18 protein-coding genes are annotated in these 20,756 nt (G+C 43.1%); 12 read left to right on the plus strand and 6 right to left on the minus strand.

Features of this window, described 5'->3' with window-relative positions; genetic code table 11:
- From H6797_00100 to H6797_00115, 4 genes are read left to right on the plus strand one after another with little or no spacing between them, the layout of a single operon-like run.
- Positions 1-564, plus strand: a complete 564-nt coding sequence (locus H6797_00100) for a hypothetical protein (GenBank protein USN96593.1) — start codon at positions 1-3, stop codon at positions 562-564.
- Positions 565-568: 4 nt separating this feature from the next.
- A complete protein-coding gene (locus H6797_00105; GenBank protein ID USN96594.1) occupies positions 569-2,929 on the plus strand; it encodes a hypothetical protein in 2,361 nt (786 codons plus the stop codon).
- Between the two features lie 42 nt (positions 2,930-2,971).
- Positions 2,972-4,453, plus strand: a complete 1,482-nt coding sequence (locus H6797_00110; GenBank protein ID USN96595.1) for a DUF2142 domain-containing protein — start codon at positions 2,972-2,974, stop codon at positions 4,451-4,453.
- Positions 4,454-5,536 carry a glycosyltransferase gene (locus H6797_00115; protein ID USN96596.1) on the plus strand — a complete coding sequence of 361 codons (1,083 nt, stop codon included), beginning with the start codon at positions 4,454-4,456 and terminating at the stop codon, positions 5,534-5,536.
- On the opposite strand, the gene H6797_00120 is transcribed toward H6797_00115, so the two are convergent.
- Positions 5,533-6,534, minus strand: a complete 1,002-nt coding sequence (locus H6797_00120) for a glycosyltransferase (GenBank protein USN96597.1) — start codon at positions 6,532-6,534, stop codon at positions 5,533-5,535. The two genes, H6797_00115 and H6797_00120, sit on opposite strands and share 4 nt — an antisense overlap.
- Positions 6,535-6,600: 66 nt before the next feature.
- Between H6797_00120 and H6797_00125 the strand changes: the two genes are divergently transcribed.
- A complete protein-coding gene (locus H6797_00125; GenBank protein ID USN96598.1) occupies positions 6,601-7,563 on the plus strand; it encodes a flippase-like domain-containing protein in 963 nt (320 codons plus the stop codon).
- Here H6797_00125 and H6797_00130 read toward each other — a convergent pair.
- Entirely contained in the window at positions 7,560-8,324 is a 765-nt protein-coding gene (locus H6797_00130) for a methyltransferase domain-containing protein (protein USN96599.1), read from the minus strand. The genes H6797_00125 and H6797_00130 overlap by 4 nt on opposite strands.
- Before the next feature lie 4 nt (positions 8,325-8,328).
- Positions 8,329-9,717 (minus strand): nucleotide sugar dehydrogenase, encoded by a 1,389-nt coding sequence (locus H6797_00135; GenBank protein USN96600.1) that lies wholly within the window; start codon positions 9,715-9,717, stop codon positions 8,329-8,331.
- Positions 9,718-9,820: 103 nt separating this feature from the next.
- On the opposite strand from H6797_00135, the gene H6797_00140 reads away from it, so the two are divergent.
- The 4 genes from H6797_00140 to H6797_00155 all read left to right on the plus strand — a co-directional run bounded on the left by H6797_00140 (position 9,821) and on the right by H6797_00155 (position 14,379).
- On the plus strand, positions 9,821-10,786 hold the full coding sequence (locus H6797_00140) for a glycosyltransferase family 2 protein (GenBank protein ID USN96601.1): 966 nt from the start codon (positions 9,821-9,823) through the stop codon (positions 10,784-10,786).
- Between the two features lie 77 nt (positions 10,787-10,863).
- On the plus strand, positions 10,864-12,315 hold the full coding sequence (locus H6797_00145; GenBank protein ID USN96602.1) for a hypothetical protein: 1,452 nt from the start codon (positions 10,864-10,866) through the stop codon (positions 12,313-12,315).
- Positions 12,316-12,319: 4 nt separating this feature from the next.
- Entirely contained in the window at positions 12,320-13,468 is a 1,149-nt protein-coding gene (locus H6797_00150; protein ID USN96603.1) for a glycosyltransferase, read from the plus strand.
- A 5-nt stretch (positions 13,469-13,473) separates the two neighbouring features.
- Entirely contained in the window at positions 13,474-14,379 is a 906-nt protein-coding gene (locus H6797_00155) for a sulfotransferase domain-containing protein (protein ID USN96604.1), read from the plus strand.
- 33 nt (positions 14,380-14,412) lie between these two features.
- On the opposite strand, the gene H6797_00160 is transcribed toward H6797_00155, so the two are convergent.
- Positions 14,413-15,381 (minus strand): flippase-like domain-containing protein, encoded by a 969-nt coding sequence (locus tag H6797_00160; GenBank protein USN96605.1) that lies wholly within the window; start codon positions 15,379-15,381, stop codon positions 14,413-14,415.
- 84 nt (positions 15,382-15,465) lie between these two features.
- On the opposite strand from H6797_00160, the gene H6797_00165 reads away from it, so the two are divergent.
- From H6797_00165 to H6797_00175, 3 genes are read left to right on the plus strand one after another with little or no spacing between them, the layout of a single operon-like run.
- Positions 15,466-17,181: a bifunctional sulfate adenylyltransferase/adenylylsulfate kinase gene (locus H6797_00165; GenBank protein ID USN96606.1), complete on the plus strand. Its 1,716-nt coding sequence runs from the start codon at positions 15,466-15,468 to the stop codon at positions 17,179-17,181.
- Positions 17,182-17,183: 2 nt separating this feature from the next.
- A complete protein-coding gene (gene cysQ, locus H6797_00170) occupies positions 17,184-17,957 on the plus strand; it encodes a 3'(2'),5'-bisphosphate nucleotidase CysQ (GenBank protein USN96607.1) in 774 nt (257 codons plus the stop codon).
- Positions 17,958-17,959: 2 nt separating this feature from the next.
- A complete protein-coding gene (locus H6797_00175) occupies positions 17,960-18,409 on the plus strand; it encodes a DUF2061 domain-containing protein (protein USN97091.1) in 450 nt (149 codons plus the stop codon).
- 30 nt (positions 18,410-18,439) lie between these two features.
- Here the strand turns inward: H6797_00175 and H6797_00180 are convergent, their stop codons facing one another.
- Positions 18,440-19,381, minus strand: a complete 942-nt coding sequence (locus tag H6797_00180; protein USN96608.1) for a glycosyltransferase family 2 protein — start codon at positions 19,379-19,381, stop codon at positions 18,440-18,442.
- An 18-nt stretch (positions 19,382-19,399) separates the two neighbouring features.
- A complete protein-coding gene (locus H6797_00185) occupies positions 19,400-20,749 on the minus strand; it encodes a UDP-glucose/GDP-mannose dehydrogenase family protein (GenBank protein ID USN96609.1) in 1,350 nt (449 codons plus the stop codon).
- Between the last annotated feature and the right edge of the window lie 7 nt (positions 20,750-20,756).

The raw sequence follows: 20,756 nt of genomic DNA on the forward strand, positions 1-20,756 counted from the left end.
ATGAAAATAAATAGAGTGTCGCAAAGAAAAAGAACCACGGTCGTGCTAATACTGTTAGTAGTGGGCATTGTTGCTGGTGCGTACTATTTCTATATCAAAACTCCAAGTGACAACACGACTAAAAAGTCGAATACTAGTAGTACGATTAATTACAACCAGGCGTCGGATGATCAAAAAAAAGCCGGCGAAAGCATTAAAAAGACTAATGTAGATGCGAGTCAGAGTGAATCCCCATCGCCAAACCCGCAAGCAGCAGGGACCTCTAGCTCGAGTAAAAGTGAAGTAGCCGTCACCATAACAAGCCCTGACACTGAAAATGCAAATGTACTCACAGTCAATGCCTATATAAACAAAGCCGTCAGCACGGGTACTTGTACGCTTAAACTGACGAAACCAGGTAGTCAGACGATTACGCAGTACACAGAAGTTCAGGCTCAGGCGAGTATATCAGCCTGTAAAGGATTTACTGTAAGCGATGCCACAAAAGGTACGTGGACTGCGACGGTTTCTTTTGAAAACGATATGTACGTCGGAACAATAACGAAAAAGATAACGCTACAGTAATATTATGAGTCATTTATTATTGAAATTAGTAAACAAAACCTTGGCCCTAGTAGGCTTAGTAAGTCTTCTTTCTGTGAGTACTTTCCAGATTGCGGGAGCGTCGACGGTTGTTGGTTTTATACCGGGTAATATCATTGATGATGCAACGTTTACCAATACCTCTACAATGGACGCGAATCAGATACAGGCATTTCTTAGCTCTAAAGTGCCTAGTTGTGACACGAACGGTGTACAGAACCTTGATGCTGGTTTTAGTGCTGCTGGTGTGCCGGACTATAACGGAAATGGAAGTATTCAACGATGGGAATGGGGTAAGTATCATTACAATCAGGTAACATTTCCATGCCTTAGGGATTATATCGATAATGGTCACTCGGCTGCGCAGATTATTAGAAGTGCAGCAGTCCAATACAACATCAATCCTGAAGTACTCATAGTGTTACTTCAAAAAGAACAGGGTCTTGTCACGGATACATGGCCCCTTTCTACACAATATAAAACAGCAACTGGCTATGCTTGTCCTGATAGTGGTACATGTGACTCATTGTATTACGGACTAACAAACCAGGTAGATAACGCTGCTAATATGTACCATCAAATTATGATTGCAAATCCTAGCTGGATAACACCCTATGTGGTCGGAAGCAATTCGGTTAAATGGAATCCAAATACTTCATGTGGCAGTAGCTCTGTATTTATTGAGAATAGAGCAACTCAAGCACTATATAACTACACTCCATACCGACCAAACCAAGCGGCACTAAATGCTGGTTATAGTAATGGGGATTCGTGTAGCTCGTATGGCAACAGAAACTTCTACTTATATTTTAGTGACTGGTTTGGGCCTACACACGAAGGAAGCTTAGTTCGATCAACAACGAGTGCACAGGTATATATTGTGTCTGGCGACAACAAGTACCCTGTTAACGCTATGGCTGTATTGAATGTATTTAGTAAATTGGGTCCATTATGGTATGCGACCGACAGTTACATTAATAGTTTAACAACTGGTCCAGCGGCGTCTCCACTCATAAAAGAGGATAGTGGAAGTACACTCTACTTTGTAAACGCCAGTATTAAACTACCATTCACTAACTGTACGGTAGCATCTGACTACGCTACCCCCTGTGGTAGTGAAATCACACTCTCACCAACCCAGATGAGTAAGTTTGTTACCGGTCCAAACATGACAAACTTTTACCAGACGACAACAGGCTATAGCTACTACATAGTAGAAGGTAAAAAAAGAGAAGTTTTCGATAATCAGTCTGCGATTACTGCCGGACTTACACCAGTGTACAATAGGTTATTAGACAGTGGTATATCTGGACTGCCGGACGACATTCCTGTTATTCGAGACAACGTAGTAGTGACTAATCGCACCACAGGAAAAAACTACCTGTATCAAAGCGGGAAGGTGACATATCTACCATCAGACATATTGAGCCTCCGTGCTTTTTCAACACTACCGCGACAGCCACTAAATGATTCGAGTATAAGTATAGAAACTGACAACGGTACAGTTAGTGGGTTTATACAAGACAGTAGTAGCAATAAGTATATCCTGGATGCTAATGGCAAGACACAGCTTACAAACCCAGCTGAATGGTCGTCTACCTATACAACCCTTGACGATGCCTTTATTTCTACTATTCCAAATAGCTCTCAACCAACAAACAGTCAGTTTGTTAAGGGTGGGTCTAGCAAGACAATTTATTACGTAACCGGTGTTAAGAAGTACTCAATTTCCAGTTGGGGTGATTTCATTAAATTACATTCTGACAAGTCAACAAAACTCTCTACGGTGTCTGGCACGACAATGAACACAATTCAGAGCGGGTCAAATATATATGCTCCTGGTAGCCTTATCAAGTCTAGTAATAGTGCTTCAGTGTATGTAGTAGATGGAGTGCTTCACAAAATCGCACTAGGATCATTTGCGGTCAGTAGTGACCTTGGTCTTTCTGGGGTAAGGACGGTTTCGGTAAATGACCTAAGTTCATATACTAACGACAGCGGTGTTATTAACAACCTTGTTTCTTGCGGAGGCAAAAAATATCTTGCGAACAATGGCAAGCTCTACGAAGTTGATTCCACGGCGGAAACGATGTACGGATACTCACAATCAGCGGGAAGTACTTGGGATAGTCTTGGCTGTACGAACCTGTCGATTGCGCCAAACGCTTTGTCGACGTATTCATTTATCAAGTCTAGTGGTTCAAAAACAATTTACTATGTTGATTCTGGAGAAAAACATACAGTGGGTTCTATGGCTCGATATACGACTCTTGGCGGGGGCTCCTCAAACCTATTAATCGTATCGGGTAACGTCCTAAATACGATACCAGTTGGCCCGACAGCGTAGCGAGAAAAGACCCGCAAGGGTGTTATAATAAATGCAATAATCATGCATTGGAATTGGGAATATATCCAGAATCTTATCGTTAAGAAGCTTAGTAGTCGCGGCTTCTTGATTTTTGTTATCGCATTGTTTGTAATACAAGCACTTTGGATTGCTCTCAGCTATCGTTTCCCAATGCTCTACGACGAAGCCTACCATATATATGGGATTGACCTTTTTAGTAAGCAGTTATCCCCATTAATTATGAGTCAACCAAGTTCATACGATGTGTACGGTGCATTTGGTCACGGTGGAGCAACTCTGTTTCATTATCTACTTAGTTTTCCGTATCGTTTCATATCACTATTCACAAGTAACTTAGCGGTGCATGTCATCGCGATGAGAGTTATTAATATTATAATGGCGGCAACCGGTGTTTATCTCTACGCTAAGCTATTTAGTAGGCTTAGGGTGAAGGCGATCTATACCAATATATCGCTTCTGATCTTTACACTAATTCCAATTACAACTTTTGTTGCAGCAACAACGAATTATGATAATCTACTTTTTCCATTAACTGCGCTTTACCTAATATGGTGCGTAGATATACTTCAAAGTAAAAATATAAGAACCAACGACTACCTACAGCTCTTTTTACTTGGTTGTGTAACATCTCTAGTGAAGTCTACCTTTTTGCCAGTGTTTGCAGCTAGTGTCGTATTTCTCGGGGTTTATTTGTACAGAAAAAATCGTAAAAAATTTATTTCGAAAGTCATTGAATCATTCAAGAAAAACTCAAAAAAACAGATGTATATAATTGCATCTCTGACAATAATTATTATTGGCTTATTTTCTTCGGTTTATTTCTATAATTTTGTTGCATACAAGACCCTTCAGCCTGGATGCAATCAGGTTATTGGCAAGGTACGATGTAGTAAGAACTACCTAGGTGTACGTGATGAGATTACGCGAGAAACAAAAGGCACACGTTCCGAGATTACAACCGCAGACTATATCTCACTGTGGACTATGCAGATGGTTAACTGGTCTGCTATGACGGGCGCACACACGACCGACAAGGGTGTTGTTGTCGCGAAGCCAATTCCGGCCATGTATAGTACTATTTTCATTGCCGGTGTTCTTGGAATTAGCTTACTCTTATATGCATGGAGAAGTCTCGACAAAAACATCAGTTGGTATTTCCTTGTGATGATAATGGTATCATTGACTATTACGGTTTTTATACAAAACTACCATGTTTATTTAGACCTACGAGAGCCATACGCTATACAACCGAGGTATTTATTAACTATTGTACCTATTGCTATTATTATGTCAGTGGCCGCTGGTGGCTTAATAATTAGAAAAGTGAAGCCAGTATATAAGCTGCTATTTGTCGCGATATTTTTTGCTCTTTTGACCCAGGGCGGCGGAGTAACGACGGATATTCTTTTAAGCAAGGATTCATGGTATTGGAATAGTGAGATAGTACACAAACTAAACCACGGGGCTAAAAAAATACTTAATCCACTCGTGAAAGGCGCATAAGTGACGAGAAAAAAAGTATGCCTTACTCTTTGCTACTGGGATACGGAATACGTACGCGGCAAAGCATTTCAAAAAGCGCTTTCAACACTCGCCATCGACAGCGACATCGAACTTGTAATAGTAAAAAATACACACAGGGGGATATTGAGGTATTTTGAAGTCATAGCAAAACTCATTAGGACTAGACTGACGACCAACCCAGACATTTATTTAATCAGTTTTCGGGGATATGAAATACTACCCTTTGTTTTGCTTATTGGCGTTGGAAAAAAAGTTATCTATGATGAGTTTATCAATCCCGTTGAGTGGGCTGTGTACGAACATAAAAAAGCGGATCAAGATAGTTTGGTGGTGAAAATACTAAAGAGTCTCTACAAGTTTTTACTTATGAGGACAGCAAAAATCCTTTCCGACACAAAGTCGCATGCGGCTTACTCGGCAAAAATAATGCACATTCCCGTTAGTAAATATGCAGTGCTTCCGGTTGGTACAGATGAAGATGTGTTTAAGCCTTTGAAAGAATCAAGACATAGGCGGAAGTTTCAGGTGCTCTATTACGGTAGTATGTTACCGCTCCACGGAGTTGAATATGTAATTGAATCAGCGGTAAAACTAGGTAAAAACAAGGATATAGAATTTCTCATTATCGGTGGATCGAAAAAACTACGCGATGACATTCTAGTCGCTAATTCGAAAGGTGCGCACATCACGTATAAAAAATGGGTCAACTACCATAAGCTACCAGATGTTATAAATGATGCAGACTTATGTTTAGCGGGACCGTTCGGCGGTACAGTACAATCACAATTTGTCATTACGGGAAAAACTTATCAGTTTCTTGCCATGGGTAAGGCGGCTGTGGTTGGTGAGACAAAAGAGAGTGGTATATTTGAGAATAGACACAATATACTCATTGCTAAGCAGACAAGTAGTTCCAGTTTGCGGGCAACGATTAAATGGGCGTTCGATAATAGAGAAAGTCTTTATGATATTGGCAAAAATGGTCGGAATATATATAACGAGTGCTACTCGGACAAGGCTAACGCAAAACGACTACAACTAATTCTAGACTCACTCGACTAGTAAAGGCGAAAAGCCTTCAATAAGAGACCCTTAAGAGTGCCACATGAGAATGCGACTAGTGCGATGGGTAGTAGTATGACAGATACGAGGAAGTCTAGATAATTTTCCGACAAGTAGAGCGATACACATGCAACCAAGACAATAAATATGAGTAACTCATACAATACAATCTTCGGTAATAGAAATAAAAACGCTATGTTTATAACCATAAAGACAATGAGTACAACTATTGGTATAAAGAAGCGTCGACCCGGCTTTGCATAGAAATCTACGAACTTCGGACCTCTACCGTAAAGATGTATGATATTTTCAGTAAATCCTGATCTATTGAGATACTCTATTTTTGCTGATGAAGTTTTTAAAATCGGCTCAATTTTTGACAATTGCTCTATAAATAGTGAGTCGTCATTAACATGTTTTCCTGTGGGCATATTTTTCGCAACCCTTAAATAGTAGGTTCTTAAAACATACATACTACCGCCACCACCCTTATTTTTGAATTTTTTATATGCTGCATGGTCGAGGATGATGTCATCAAAAGGGTGGTTGAAATAAGGGTAGTATATTCTCTTGCGTATAAGTGTCAATACTCTTGCCCATAGGCTTCGAGATTTATTTATATACGGATTTCCAATGACAATATTTCTATTCTTATTAATGAAGCTTATCAAATAATCATTATCTGGCCGACACTTCTTATCTATAAATGTTAAGTATTTTCCTTTTGCTGACTTTGCTCCGTCGAGACGTGTTTTTGCAAGACCAATATTGCTACTATGCTCAACGATATTAATCTTAAAGAAGCCACTCAGGAGGTTTCGACTATTCTCGACCACTTGCATTGTTGTGTCTGTTGACCCGTCATTGACAATAATAATCTCCATAGAAGCTTTATCAATAGAAACCTGTCGCGACAGGCATGTGAACAGCGCATCGATATCTTCGGATGCGTTGAATAACGGAAGTATGATGGATAGACTTAACTCTCTTTTTGTCATTTGATCTATATATATTATATAGAATAACTGACAAATATAACCCAAAAACAACTATAATAGGATTCAGTGAAAATCGTGCAAAATGTGAAACTGATTTTTTCCGTATTTATCGTTGCGGTGTTTATATTGTATTTTGTCTTGAATGCAAAAAGTTTTGAACCCGTCCTTCATGTAAATCCGATCTACTTGTTATTTATATCAATATGCTCAATTTTGGGAATCGTATCAAACGGTATCTTTACAAAAATTGTACTCAAGTCATTTGACCGTGATATTTCTACAAGAGAGAGCATATTCGTATCTCTAATAGCGGCTGTTGGCAACTTCTTCGCACCAGCAGGAAGCGGACTAGGGTTTAGGGCGGTATACCTAAAGAAAAAACACAAACTACCATACAGCGACTACGTAACTATTTTATCGGGAAATTACGTCATGGTTTTTATAATTGTTTCTTTGATGGGTATCGTAGCGTTAGCTTTATTGGGTGGAGGAGTTGGCCGTGAGGAATCTGTAGCAAAAGCAACCTTATGGCTTGTTTTTACGCTGCTTTTTTTGTTGTCCACACCACTGCTATTTATACGAAAACAAAATACCATAAAGACAATCAAGACAAACAATAGTATTATGCAAAAAATAATAGTTATTGCCGGTAGGATATCAAATGGCTGGATAAAGATAACATCAGACCGATCCCTTGTCGTAAAACTACTAGTACTTATCGTAATTAATACCTCGGTTAGTACTATAAGTCTTGCACTCATTATGATTGCTCTTCAATTTAGTTTTACAGTTCCAGCACTATTTTTGTTTAGCGCGCTTGGATCTTTGACGACGTTTATAAATATTACCCCGGCAAATCTCGGTGTTAAAGAGGCGGTTTACATCGCCTCATCTAGTGTTCTGGGTTTTACGACTGGGCAGATACTATCAATTGCACTCGTTGACAGGGCAACACAGTTCTTTGTACTTGCAGTCGCGTGGCTTATTTTCGGTAAGAGTAATAATAAAATAGCAAGCAAAGATCTTTAGGGTCGCTTCTCGCACAGGACAAGATAACCCTCAGACAAGTCGAACCTATTGAATGGGCGACTCATGTGATAAAAAGGAATGATTACCCTCTCGATATCTAGCTTAGTCAGGGCTGTGGGTAGCTTGATGGGGTTAATGCCACTATCTTTTGACCGGTTCTTCATAGATGTTTTTTTGTTGCGTATGAGCTTTATGATGAATGCGGATTTTCGGCTAATACGAACGGCATTAGTAAAAGGGTACCCGTAGTTGATAAATGTAATAACACCTAGGTTGGCGCCATCCAGCATTTTTAAAAGTTCTTCCTTTTCATAACGTCGAAAGTGACCGACAGCTTCATCGGAGGCATCGAAAAGGCGCTGCTTTGCTGGTACTGAAATAAGAACATATTTCTTGCTCTGTTTAACGATTTCATGAAGGAGCTTCTTGTCGTTTTTGACGTGTTCCAGTACTTCGAAACAGGTAACAAGGTCAAATTTTTTACCGGCAACATTTTCAAGACCACCTAGTTTGAACGTCAAATCTGATTGCTTAATACTGCGGGATTTTCTCATTGAAGTAGCTATTGCGATAGCACTTTCGGAAAAGTCAACAGCGACACCCTTTTTCCCCATTTCAGCCAACGTACACGCTAACTCACCAGCACCGCAACCGACGTCGAGAAATGTCTTGATGTCGGTTCTGTTACTAATTAAATTCAGAATATTGTGTTTACGGAAAAGATATCGGGGTGCTTTAAAAAAGGTTGTTGAATGTGACATAGAGTTATATGTTCTCCTTAGCCCCAGTAGTAGGTCGTAAGTCATTTGAGTTGTTTACCTTAATCGCATCAGTTGACGATAATTGTTGTTCCAGTGGGCGGCTGTCTGTTGATGAGACACCAACACCTTCGTAGATAATGTTGTATTTTACAAACTCGCTAATGTGCGAGCGGAAGATATTGCGGCCGTCGATGACTGCTTGTACGCCAGCGGCCTTTAGCTTGTTAACACTAATAGCCTTGAACTCGTCGTGACCCGTTGCGATGACGATAGCCTTAGCGCCCTTTAGGGCAGATGAGAGGGTTTTGGCTGTTGAATCGTCGATATATGGATCGTAGACGGATAATTTAACGCCTGCGTCTTCAAGTAAGGCGCGGATTACCTTTGCAGGGCTTTCGCGGCTGTCACCAACGTTGGATTTGTATGATAGGCCAAGTAGTGCAACTTTGGTGCCTTTAACCGGAAGTTCGAGGCGGTCGAGAGATTCTGTAAGTAAATCTACTGTAAACTGGGGCATTGACTCATTTATATTGCGTGCTAATCGTAGGAAGCTATGATCAAAACCGTGCGTATGTGCATATTCAATCAGGTAGTATGGGTCAACTGGTATGCAGTGACCACCAACACCACAGCCGGGGCGGTGCGCCATAAAGGCGAATGGTTTAGTGGCCGCACCATCAATGACGTTTTCGAGGTTGATGCCAAGTTTGTGAAACGACATGGCAAGCTCGTTGACGAAAGCGATATTGATATCACGAAATGAGTTCTCGACGATTTTGACAGCTTCAGCTTCTTTGAGGCTACCCATGGGTTTGATTTCAGCGTCAATAAGGCCACTATATAATTCAACTGCTTTTTCGAGCTCAACTTTACTGTTGGCTCCTACGACTCGGTTGATATTGCGTACGCTCCATGTCTTGTCGCCGGGGTTGATGCGTTCGGGGCAGTGAGCAAGGTAAATGTCGGTGCCAACTTTTTTGCCAGATTTTTCTTCGAGTAAAGGTACGACGATCTCGTCGCAGACGCCGGGGTTGATGGTGGACTCAACGACGACAAGCGTACCTTTTTTGAGATGTGGGGCGATTGACGATACGGCACTTTTGACTATTCCTAGATCGGGCTGTCGGTTTTCATCAACTGGTGTGGGGACGCAGATGATAACGGCGTCGACCTTGGAAACTGCGGCAATGTTATCAGTAAAATCAACTTTCGAGTCCGTAATATCGGAGTCGGAAATATCATCTACATAGGATTTACCATCCTTGAGAGACGATAGTTTACGCGCATCAATTTCGATGCCGTACGTACGAAAACCTTTGTTGGCGGCGAGTAGGGTAAGTGGCAACCCGACGTAGCCCAAGCCGATGACAGCAATTGATTTGACCGATGACATTGGTACTCCCTGACGTTACTTGCTATACTAGGGAAAATCCTGTAAGCAAAAGATATTGTCACCATTATACAGAGTTTTCGACTGTCGGGAAAGGAAAGTGTATATGAAACTTGCTATCGTGTCGATTTGCAAGAATGAAGCAAAAACAATTCAAGAGCTTATTAAGCGTATACCCAAAAAGATCAAGGGCGTAAAGTTGATTGAAGTTATCGTCATTAATGACGGTAGTACCGATGATACGGCGAAGCTAGCAAAAAAGGCTGGCGCTAAGGTGTACGGAGATAGTCATTCCAAGGGGCTGGCTTTTCGTTTCCGTGAAGCGGTCAGTATTGTGCTGGAGCAAGGTTTTGATGCTATGGTAAACATCGACGGCGACCTACAGTTCGCACCCGAGGATATACCCATGATGTTGGCGCCGATTATAGCGGATGAAGCGGACTTTGTGGCGGCAGACAGGTTTACTGACCCAAAGACAGGGAAGCGAATCAAACCCAAGAATATGCCATTTGTGAAATACCACGGCAACAAGGTTGGTGCCTGGGTGGTGGGCAAGCTAAGCGAAGAAAAATTTAGAGACGTAACTTGTGGTTTTCGTGCCTACGATCAAAAAGCGCTGTATGCACTCAATATCAACGGCACACACACATATACGCAAGAGTCATTTCAGTTACTAGCCGCCCGACGTATGCGTATAAGGTCTATGCCGGTGAAGGTTAAATATTTTAAGGATCGTAAGTCGCGCGTTGTAACGAGCATACCTAAATATATGGCCATTAGCTTGCTGAATATATTGCGAGCATTTCGTGATTTTGCTCCGCTACGATTCTTTTTACTTATTGGCACGGTGCCGTTTGTTCTTGGCGTGATATGTCTCGTTTTTCTTGGTGTGTATTGGCTACGCGCACAACAACTTTCACCATATAAATCAGTTGGTTTTGCAGGGCTTTACCTTGTGACACTGGGAGTATTCTTTTGGGCGCTTGGACTTGTGGCAGACATGCAAGTTCGCGTACTTAACAATCAAGAGAAGACCTATGAAGCTTTGCGTCGGCTGGCGAATCGTAAGTAAATTCTACAAAGGGAATTGGTGCTACAATAGGCTTAACAATTATGCGTTTATTTTTATTGAAATCATATAGTTACGTTATGGCGAAATTAAACAGTCGATACTTTATGTTTGCTGTCCTTGCTTTGTTTGTGATTCAAGCACTTTGGATAGCTCTTAGTTTTCGTTTTTCAATGCTGTACGATGAAGCGTTTCATGTAGACGCTATAAAGTTATATAGCCATCAGATCTCACCGTATATTACAGACCAGGCAACTTATTACGATAAATACGGTAGCCTAAGCCACGGCTGGGCTACATTGTTTCATTACGCGATGAGTTTTCCGTATCGCTTAATTTCTGTTTTTACGAACGATTTGGTAGTACGGGTTATTTCGCTACGCATTATAGACATTGCTATGGCAGCGACGGGAGTTTTCTTGCTTAGTGTGCTGTTTAGGAAGATGAAAATCAGACAGATATATATAAATATTACTCTTTTGATATATGTTCTCATTCCAATTACCCCATTTGTCGCTGCGACCATAAGCTATGACAATATGCTCTTGCCACTTACTGCTCTCTATTTCATCATGGGTATTGATCTACTAAAGAAAAAGAAAGTAGACGCGACCGATTACCTGAGGTTGATAATAATTGGATGTATAGCGTCGCTTGTAAAGTTCACCTTTTTGCCGATATTTGCCGCAAGCGTACTGTTTATAGCTGTATTTATGTATAAGAAGCATTCTAAAGCTTTCTTTGTTGAATTTATAAAATCACTAAAGAAAAAATCAAAGAAAAGTATATATGTCTTAGTCTCACTTACTATAATCATTGTTGGGTGGTTTTCGTCGATATACTTATATAATCTTGCTGTTTATCACGCTGTAAACCCAGAGTGCTCAAGATTGATGAGTGAGAAAAGATGTGAAAGCAGTGGACTCGTGCAACGTAAAGAACAGGCGCTTGCCATAAGGAATGAGCTAAAGCAGACGGCAATGAACGCCGATCAATATATACAGTACTGGGTAAGTCATATGATCAACTGGTCGGTAACGACTGGGGCGCGCCCAAGTGATGGCGGAACCGTGGTAGCACAGCCAATAAAGTCTATATATAAGTTGATTTATATAGCTAGTTTTGTAGGCTTTGCTATACTACTTTATTCATGGAGGTCTCTACACAAAGACGAAGGCTGGTATTTTCTTGTAACCATTACAGCGTCGCTGACGTTGGCGGAATTTTTGCAAAATTATCTTTTGTATCAAAAACTGCTCTACCCTTTTTCTATACAGCCAAGGTATTTCCTCAGTGTCGTTCCGATAGTTATCGTCATGTGCATGATGGCGTGTGCTTTCGTGTTGAGGAAGGTAAAGCCGGAATATAAACTATTGGTGGTTGCTGTGTTCTTCATGCTTATGACTCAAGGGGGTGGGCTGACGACTCATATACTTTTAAGTCAAGATACGTGGTATTGGGATAACTCTACGGTGAGAGATGTAAATGACACGGCAAAAAAGATTCTTCACCCACTAGTAATTGGATCGTGAAATTATGATGAATATAACTCTACTGGGTAGCTTGCCGCCGCACAAAGGAATAAGCAAGTACATGTCGGCATTATTAGACGGGTTGGACGGAGTTGATAATTTGCATGTGGATGTATTAGCGTTTAAAAATATATATCCAGACATACTGTATCCAGGCGGCACGAAAGATCCTAGTATGCGACTGGCAAAGGACACAAAAAATATCAAAATACGGAATTTTTTAAATTGGTATAATCCAATCGGTTGGATTTATGCAGGATTTACAGTTCGTGGCGACATATTGCATGTGCAGTGGTGGACTTATGTGCTCGCGCCTGTATACGTGACAATCATACTAATAGCTAAATATATACGAAGAAAGAAAATCGTTGTTACGGTGCACAACGTAAAGCCGCATGAAGGTGGCTTGATTAAAACTTTAGCTAATAAGATGATTGTAGCGCTAGGTGACCGCTTTATCGTGCATACGGACGATGGAAAAAAGGATTTTTGCGATACGTACCATAAGCCTGTAAATATAGTTGACGTGGTACCACACGGAATATTAATGCCTGATGCTGATATAAAAAATATAACCAAGTCTGAAGCGCGTAAACAGCTTAATGTGCCACAAGACAAAAAAGTCATATTGTTCTTTGGGATAATTCGTGAATATAAGGGTCTAGATATATTGATAAAAGCCATGTCTGAAATCATAAAAAAGGAACCAAAGGCACACTTGATAATAGCTGGAAAGCCGTGGGAGGGTTGGGAAAAATACGAAGAAATAATCAACTATCACGACCTAAATAAATCAGTTCAACTAAATTTGGAGTTTATACCTGAGGGCGATATTGAGAAGTATTTTCGAGCAGCAGACCTCGTGGTTTTGCCATATAAGCATTTCGATGCACAGAGTGGCGCGGGTACGCTAGCACTTCCGTTTGGCAAAGCGATGATAGTCACAAATACGGGTGGATTGCCGGAATTGGTGGTGAATAAGAGCGTCATTGCGAGGGTGGACGATGTGCAAGACCTTGCGACGAAGATAGTGTTGGTGCTTGCTGACGAAAAGCTCAAAAGCACCCTAGAGTCTGACGCGCGTAGACTTGCTAATGAGCTGTCTTGGGACGCAGTGGCAATACGGACACAAAAGACATATAATAGTCTCTAGTTTGTATGAATAAGGGTAAGAGTGAGCACAGCGATGAAGTGTGGCCAAATTTTTTGATAATTGGTGAGCCACGAAGCGGTACTACGTCTTTGCACGACTGGCTTAGCATGCACCCAGATTTATACATGTCATCCGTAAAAGAGCCGCACTACTTTTCGTCGATAAACTTTCCGAAAATAGAAAAGCAAATATTGCATACAACTCGCAGCAAAAGAAAATATTTGAGTTATTTCAAAGATGGCGCAAATAAGCCTTTTCGGGGTGAGTCGAGCACCTATTATTTGTCTGACCCTGAAGCACCAAGAAAAATAAAGAAAGCCATACCTGACGTAAAGCTGATTGCAGTGTTGCGCGAACCTGTTGATCGCGCGTTTTCGCACTATCTACTTTATAATCGACGAGGTACTCAGCAGCAATCGTTTACAGACGTTGTGAGTGAAAATCTGAAAGGTAAAACCAACCCCGCGTATGACCTAGTAGAGCTAGGTAGGTATTATAAGCATCTGAAGAATTACGGCAAATATTTTGACAATGACCAGATACTAGTCGTGCTGTTTGATGATTTGAAAAAAGAACCGCGTGTCGTTATAAAGCGAGTGCTTGATTTTTTGGGTGCCGATACGAGGGTGGTAGACAGTCTTAATATCAAGACAGCAAGCAACGCTTATGCGCAACCACGCAACAAACTGTCGAACGCACTATTGTCTAATAGAATATTGACGAATATTGGCTTAAGAATAGTACCTCGACCTGCGTTGAAAAAGATCCGCACGAAATTATTGATGAGCGGGAAAAAGCCAGAAATTGATAAACGCGCCGAAACCACACTAATAAAGGTATATAGAAAGCAAATCGACCAACTTGAAGTTTTATTAAATCAGGATTGTTCATCACTACGGAGGGTTAATTAAGCCCCTAAAATTTATTTAAGCAGTCGTTGTACGCTATGATTTGCTACTTAGTTTAAAAATAGATGTGTGTAATAGCTTGGGTGTATAGTATGAAGACAATACTCCGGCTAGGATGAATGTTAATAGTCGCAGTAGTATCGCAACGACGAGTGTAGGGGCTATGGGCACGCCAGCGATTTGTGCCGCTAGAACCATAAGGCCCTCTCGCACGCCAAGACTACCAGGAGTTATAGCGAAAAGGACCGACCAGGTAGTGAGTGATGATATGAAAAATACATTGACAACATTCAAATGAGATCCCAAGGATGCGTACAGGAAGAAGTACGTAGCCCCAAGCGCTGTGATGTTAACAAGCATCCATAATACGGTACGAGGGAGGAGCTTAGGGTGACTTCGAACGGTTTCATAACCGTCAAGTAATTCACGAAGCCTTTCAAGTAAGCGATTATTCTTTGCACCCTCTTTTTCTATGAGATGCCTCAGGCGAGATACGGGCAAATTGAGGAGTGACAAAAAGAAAATCACGACGACACCAACGGTTATAAGGGCACTATCATTATAGGTAGACAGCTTCTCGAGCGCAAAGAATGTCACGATGGCAAAGACCCCAGATATCATAAATTGCAGTAAATTACTGATGATAAAACTGGAGGAAAACTTTGTGTATGAGACACCATAGGTTTTCTTTAGGTAGGTTGCCCTGACGGTGGCACTTATGTAACTGGGAGACAATTGGTTAGTAAATCGTGTGATTGCTGCAAGTCCAAAAGCTTCTTGTCGCTTGAGTTTTATACCGTGTGGCTCGGTGGCGAGATCAATGACGACACCTGCGCCATATATGTTGATTGTCAAGAATAGTAATGCTGGGACAAGATAAAGTGGGTCTGTGATGGCGATTTTTGCGAAGTCGTCATGATTTGCAACGACATACCAAATAGCTATACAGACGAAGAGCAAGACAACAGTCGTACTGACAAGGGATTTAAAGAGTTCTTTTTTCATAGAGCTGTTTACTATTTTACCACGGAAGCACCCCGATAAGCATGGTATTATGGGGTAAGTAAAATTGCGAGGAAATGGGGAAATATGCGAGAGACTGACGTACCGCGTGGAGGGAAACTAGTTGATTTGTTGGTTGGTAGCAAACGAGCTGCAGACGTAAAAAAGCAAAGCGCACAATACAAAAGTTGGAACCTGACACCTAGGCAGATTTGCGATACAGAATTGTTGATAAACGGCGGCTTTTCGCCGCTTAAAGGCTTCATGAATAAAGCAGATTACGAAAATGTTTGCAAAAACATGCGGCTTGCTGATGGTACGCTCTGGCCAATGCCAATCACGCTCGACGTAGACGAGATGTTTGCAAACAGTCTGAAAAAGGGCAAGAAGATTGCACTTCGCGACCAAGAAGGCGTGATACTAGCCATACTGACCGTTGGTGATGTGTGGAAGCCGAATAAATCCAAAGAAGCCGAGCAAGTATATGGCAAGGACGACAAAGCTCACCCTGCTGTCGCTTATTTGCACGATACTGCGGGTGATTACTATGTGGGCGGCACACTCGAAGGCTTGGAATTGCCAAGCTATTATGATTTCAACGAGCTGCGCTATACACCACAGGAGCTACGTAATCATTTTAAAAAGATGGGTTGGACGAAGATTGTGGCGTTTCAAACGCGCAACCCTATGCATCGTAACCACGCTGAAGCTGTGTTGCGTGCCGCTAAGCAGTCTGAGGCTGCGGTGCTGATACACCCGGTTGTGGGCATGACGAAGCCGGGCGACGTAGACCACTATACGCGTGTACGAGTGTATAAGTCAGTGATTAATCGTTTTCCTGCGTCGACAGCTATGATTTCGCTACTCCCGCTGGCTATGCGTATGGGCGGCCCACGCGAGGCCGTGTGGCATGCGATTATTCGTAAAAACTATGGCGTGACGCATTTCATTGTGGGTCGCGACCATGCTGGTCCGGGCAAAGATTCTGACGGTAACGATTTTTATGACCCATTAGATGCCATGGCGCTGGCTCGTAAGTACGCCTCAGAGATTGGAATTGAAATCATGGAGGCTGGTTTCCTATCTTACGTAAAGGAACTCGACAAATACATGGAGTCAAAGGAAGTGCCAGAGGGTATGGAAGTACTGAATATATCTGGTACCGAACTACGCGCACGACTAGCAGAGGGTCGTGAACTACCCGAATGGTTTACATACCCAGAAGTGGCGACAGAGCTGCGCCGTACATACAAGCCACGACACCAACAAGGATTTACAGTGTTTTTCACTGGCTTGTCGGGATCGGGCAAGTCGACAATTGCAAACGCGCTGATGGTTAAGATGATGGAGCAAGGTGGGCGAACCGTGACGCTGCTTGACGGTGACGTGGTGCGCAAAAATCTTTCTAGCGAACTAGGCTTTAGCAAAGAGCACCGTGATTTGAACGTAACGCGTATCGGCTATGTGGCATCGGAGATATCCAAACATGGTGGCGTAGCAATATGTGCGCCGATTGCACCGTATGACGATGTGCGCAAAAAGGTGCGCGGTATAGTAAAAGACAATGGCGGCATGTTTGTGCTAGTGCATGTAGCTACGCCACTCGAAGTGTGTGAAGATCGTGATCGCAAGGGGCTATATGCTGCGGCTCGTGCGGGTAAAATCAAGGAATTTACTGGTATATCTGACCCATATGAAGAGCCGGCAGATGCGGACGTGACACTACATACAACCGAAAATACACCAGAAGAGCTGGCAAATCAGATTTTGCTACACCTGGAAAAAGAAGGCTTGTTGCAATAAACATGGCTGATTTGTTGGACGAGGTTATTGATTTGGCTAAGGTTGCTGGCGATGCAATCATGGAAGTATATGAGTCGGATGATTTTGATGTTGAGATCAAAGACGACAGCTCGCCCCTGACACGCGCCGACAAAGCCGCGCACGATGTCATAGTAAAAGGCCTAGCGAAAATTAGCGACTACGATATTGTTTCGGAGGAGGGCGAGGGCCGTAATCCTGCAACAGAGGCATACTGGCTAGTTGACCCGCTCGACGGCACCAAAGAGTTTGTGAAGCGCAACGGTGAGTTTACGGTAAATATAGCCTTGATAAAAGACAAAAGGCCGGTGCTCGGTGTGGTGTATGCACCTGTGCTCGATGTTTATTATTGTGGAGACGTGCTGGCAAATCGAGCGATCAAAATCGAAAAAGGCGAACAAAAAGAGATCCATGCGACCCCTGCCGCAGGTTTGCCGACTATTGTCGTGAGTCGTTCACACAAAGATGAGCAAACACAAAAGTTGCTTGATTCAATTGGCGAATGTAACGAAGTGGCTATGGGGTCTTCGCTCAAGCTTTGTTTGGTTGCCGAGGGAGCTGCTTCGCTATATCCTCGCCTTGGTCCAACGAGTTTGTGGGATACTGCTGCAGCTGATGCTGTAGTTGTGGCTGCAGGTGGAGCGGTAAAAGATCTTGCGGGTGAAATGCTACGCTACGATCCGCGAGAAGACATATTGAATCCGTATTTTGTGGTTGAGTCTGCGGATAATAGAATTGACTGGAAGGTTTGCTTGTAGTGATGCATTCAAAAAAGCGCCACCTTGCGAAAGCAGTGTCGTGGAGGGTTATTGGTTCAATCGACACGATGATTTTGGGTTGGGTATTTTCGGGAAATCCGCTCATTGGTCTAAAGATCGGTCTGACGGAAACAGTCACAAAAATTGGCCTGTATTACCTGCATGAACGAGCTTGGTTTAAGTTTAACCGAGATCGACTGCACTGGTTGCGTCTACGTTCAAGTCGACGACGCCATTTGGCAAAGACGGTGACGTGGCGCGTTGTCGGTACTATAGATACGATGATATTGGCGTGGATTATATCGGGCGATCCGCTTGTGGGGCTTAAGGTTGGCGGTACAGAAATCGTCACCAAAATGACACTGTACTATTTTCATGAAGAACTGTGGCATCGCAGCAAGTTTGGCCTACTGCCGAAGAAACCAGACGAAATCGAAGAAATTTTTAACTAGAGTATATATAAAATATCAGTTCCCGAATTACTATTTTCTGTACTGTGTTTCTTTCATGCGCTCTAGTTGGTCTTCGAGCAAGGTTCGATTAATGCGCAGTAAGTCAGCGATAACTACAAGTGCGAACGATAGCAATGAGCCGACAAGTGTAGCGCTACCAAAAATGAGTGACTGGAGGTGGCCATCGCCGTCACCCTGGAGGGCGAAAATGATAAAACGTACAAACGGAACAGCTCCTAAAACAAGCAGTACAATACCAAGTGTCATAAACACTACATGAGGTCGGTACATGATGTAGCTACGGATGATTGCTTTGCCAGACTGAGCCATGTGGTGCCAGATGTTTTTAAACAGGCGCGATTCACGGGTTTTTTCGTTGGTTTCGATTTTGACACTGGCGATCTTGAGTCGTTTGTTGCCGGCCTGGATGATTGTTTCCATACAGTAGCTGAATTTCGTGACGATGTTGAGCTTGATCAAAGAGTTACGGGAGTAAGCGCGGAAGCCACTGGCGGCGTCGGGTAGGTTGGTACCTGCTGCGTAGTTGACGACCTCACTACCCACGCGTTGCATCAGCTTTTTGAAAGGCGAAAAATGAGCAATCTTGGCCGTTTGGCGATCACCTATAACGATGTCTGCCTCGCCAGCAATAATCGGCTGCACCAGGTCGGCTATACGAGTTTGTGGATATTGGTTGTCGCCATCGGTGTTTACTACGATGTCGGCGCCGTGCTTGAGTGCGTAGTCTATACCGTCGCGGAAGCTACGAGCCAAACCCATGTTGCGCGTATGGTGTACGAAGTGTTTGACGCCGTGTGCTTTTGCAACATCGACGGTTTTGTCGCTTGAGCCGTCGTCTACGATCAGAATTTCAATAGAATCAACATTGTCGATTTTGGTTGGGATGTCTTTGAGAACTAGCGGAAGGGTGGCCTCTTCGTTGAGGCAAGGGATTTGTACGAATACTTTCATGTTACCATTCTAACAGATTTACGATCGGCCGACGCCGATATAAGTAAGACCGGCAGCTTTGACATCTGCAGACGAAAAGCGATTCATGGCATCGACGAACACGGTGGCGCCATTGACGAACTCTGCTACGGGCGTATTGACGAACTGTGGCCAATCGGTAGCCACGATGACGGCGTCTACGTTTGCGACAGCATTTTCGGCTGAGTCGACGAGTGAAATTGAGCGTACGAGTTCTTCTTCGGCCTCTTCGTTTGCCTCGGGATCGTATGCAGTTACGATAGCTTGCTGAGCGGCGAGGGTGTTTGCTAGGGCGACGCCAGGTGATTTGCGCACATCGCTCGTACCGGATTTAAACGCGAGTCCGAGCACGGTTACTTTTTTGCCAGCTAAGCTGCCACCAAGAACGTCTTTGAGCTTTTCGACGATATAGCCGGGCATGGAAGCGTTTGTTGACTGGACGGCGCTCATGATGTCGAGGTCGATACCGTGTGAAAGACCACTAGAAATTAAGCCACTGACATCTTTGGGGAAGCAGCCTCCTCCGTAACCGCGACCAGCGTTTAGAAAGGCTCGGCCAATGCGCTTGTCGGCACCGACGGCGTCCATAACTTCGTTGATGTCGGCATCGGCTGCGTCTGCGAGTTTGGCTATGGAATTTGCGAATGAAATCTTGAGTGCTAGAAAGGCATTTGCTGTAACTTTGATTAACTCGGCGCTGCTGAGAGTCGTAGTGATATAAGCACCTTGCTGACTGTTTGCGGTAACACCAGCTACAGTGGCAATGTTGTCGCGATGTGATTCAAGCGCGTGGTAGATGTCGAGTACTTTTTCGGTAGCTTCGGAATTGTCTCCGCCTACGACCACTCTGTCAAAATAGAGGGTGTCTTCTACGGCCGTACCTTCGCGTAGGAATTCAGGATTTGACACGTACGCTATGTCGGCACCGGCCTTGGCGAATTGCTCTATGACTCGTTGGCCAGTACCTACGGGAACGGTACTTTTTTGCACGTAGACAGTACCTAGTTTGGCATGCTTGGCGGTTTCTTCTGCCGCTGCAAATACATACGTAAGGTTTGAGCTACCGTCGGGGTTGTCTGGTGTGCCGACGCAAGAAAACACGATATCACTTGTGGGTACGCATTCGGCGTAGTTGTCTGTAGGTAGTAGTGAACCGTTGTCGATGGCTAGTTTGATTAATTTGTCGATTCCTTGCTCAAAAAAGAACGAACGGCCAGATTTTATGACCTCGAGTCGTTTTGGGTTTGGTTCTATGAGGTGTACTTTGTAGCCGGCGTGCGCAAATAGGACTGCGGAGGTTAAGCCGACGTAACCTGCTCCTAGAATGGTTATTTCATCTTGTTTTTCCATGATCAAT

This window comes from Candidatus Nomurabacteria bacterium (genome assembly GCA_023898645.1).
Classification (GTDB): Bacteria; Patescibacteriota; Saccharimonadia; order Saccharimonadales; family Saccharimonadaceae; genus UBA2112.

Excerpts from the sequence above, each read along its gene's own strand:
- H6797_00100 (USN96593.1), top strand. The coding sequence starts at position 1 with ATGAAAATAAATAGAGTGTCGCAAAGAAAAAGAACCACGGTCGTGCTA.
- H6797_00105 (USN96594.1), top strand. The coding sequence starts at position 569 with ATGAGTCATTTATTATTGAAATTAGTAAACAAAACCTTGGCCCTAGTA.
- H6797_00110 (USN96595.1), top strand. The coding sequence starts at position 2,972 with ATGCATTGGAATTGGGAATATATCCAGAATCTTATCGTTAAGAAGCTT.
- H6797_00120 (USN96597.1), bottom strand. The coding sequence starts at position 6,534 with ATGACAAAAAGAGAGTTAAGTCTATCCATCATACTTCCGTTATTCAAC.
- H6797_00130 (USN96599.1), bottom strand. The coding sequence starts at position 8,324 with ATGTCACATTCAACAACCTTTTTTAAAGCACCCCGATATCTTTTCCGT.
- H6797_00135 (USN96600.1), bottom strand. The coding sequence starts at position 9,717 with ATGTCATCGGTCAAATCAATTGCTGTCATCGGCTTGGGCTACGTCGGG.
- H6797_00140 (USN96601.1), top strand. The coding sequence starts at position 9,821 with ATGAAACTTGCTATCGTGTCGATTTGCAAGAATGAAGCAAAAACAATT.
- H6797_00145 (USN96602.1), top strand. The coding sequence starts at position 10,864 with ATGGCGAAATTAAACAGTCGATACTTTATGTTTGCTGTCCTTGCTTTG.
- H6797_00150 (USN96603.1), top strand. The coding sequence starts at position 12,320 with ATGATGAATATAACTCTACTGGGTAGCTTGCCGCCGCACAAAGGAATA.
- H6797_00155 (USN96604.1), top strand. The coding sequence starts at position 13,474 with ATGAATAAGGGTAAGAGTGAGCACAGCGATGAAGTGTGGCCAAATTTT.
- H6797_00160 (USN96605.1), bottom strand. The coding sequence starts at position 15,381 with ATGAAAAAAGAACTCTTTAAATCCCTTGTCAGTACGACTGTTGTCTTG.
- H6797_00165 (USN96606.1), top strand. The coding sequence starts at position 15,466 with ATGCGAGAGACTGACGTACCGCGTGGAGGGAAACTAGTTGATTTGTTG.
- cysQ (USN96607.1), top strand. The coding sequence starts at position 17,184 with ATGGCTGATTTGTTGGACGAGGTTATTGATTTGGCTAAGGTTGCTGGC.
- H6797_00175 (USN97091.1), top strand. The coding sequence starts at position 17,960 with ATGCATTCAAAAAAGCGCCACCTTGCGAAAGCAGTGTCGTGGAGGGTT.
- H6797_00180 (USN96608.1), bottom strand. The coding sequence starts at position 19,381 with ATGAAAGTATTCGTACAAATCCCTTGCCTCAACGAAGAGGCCACCCTT.
- H6797_00185 (USN96609.1), bottom strand. The coding sequence starts at position 20,749 with ATGGAAAAACAAGATGAAATAACCATTCTAGGAGCAGGTTACGTCGGC.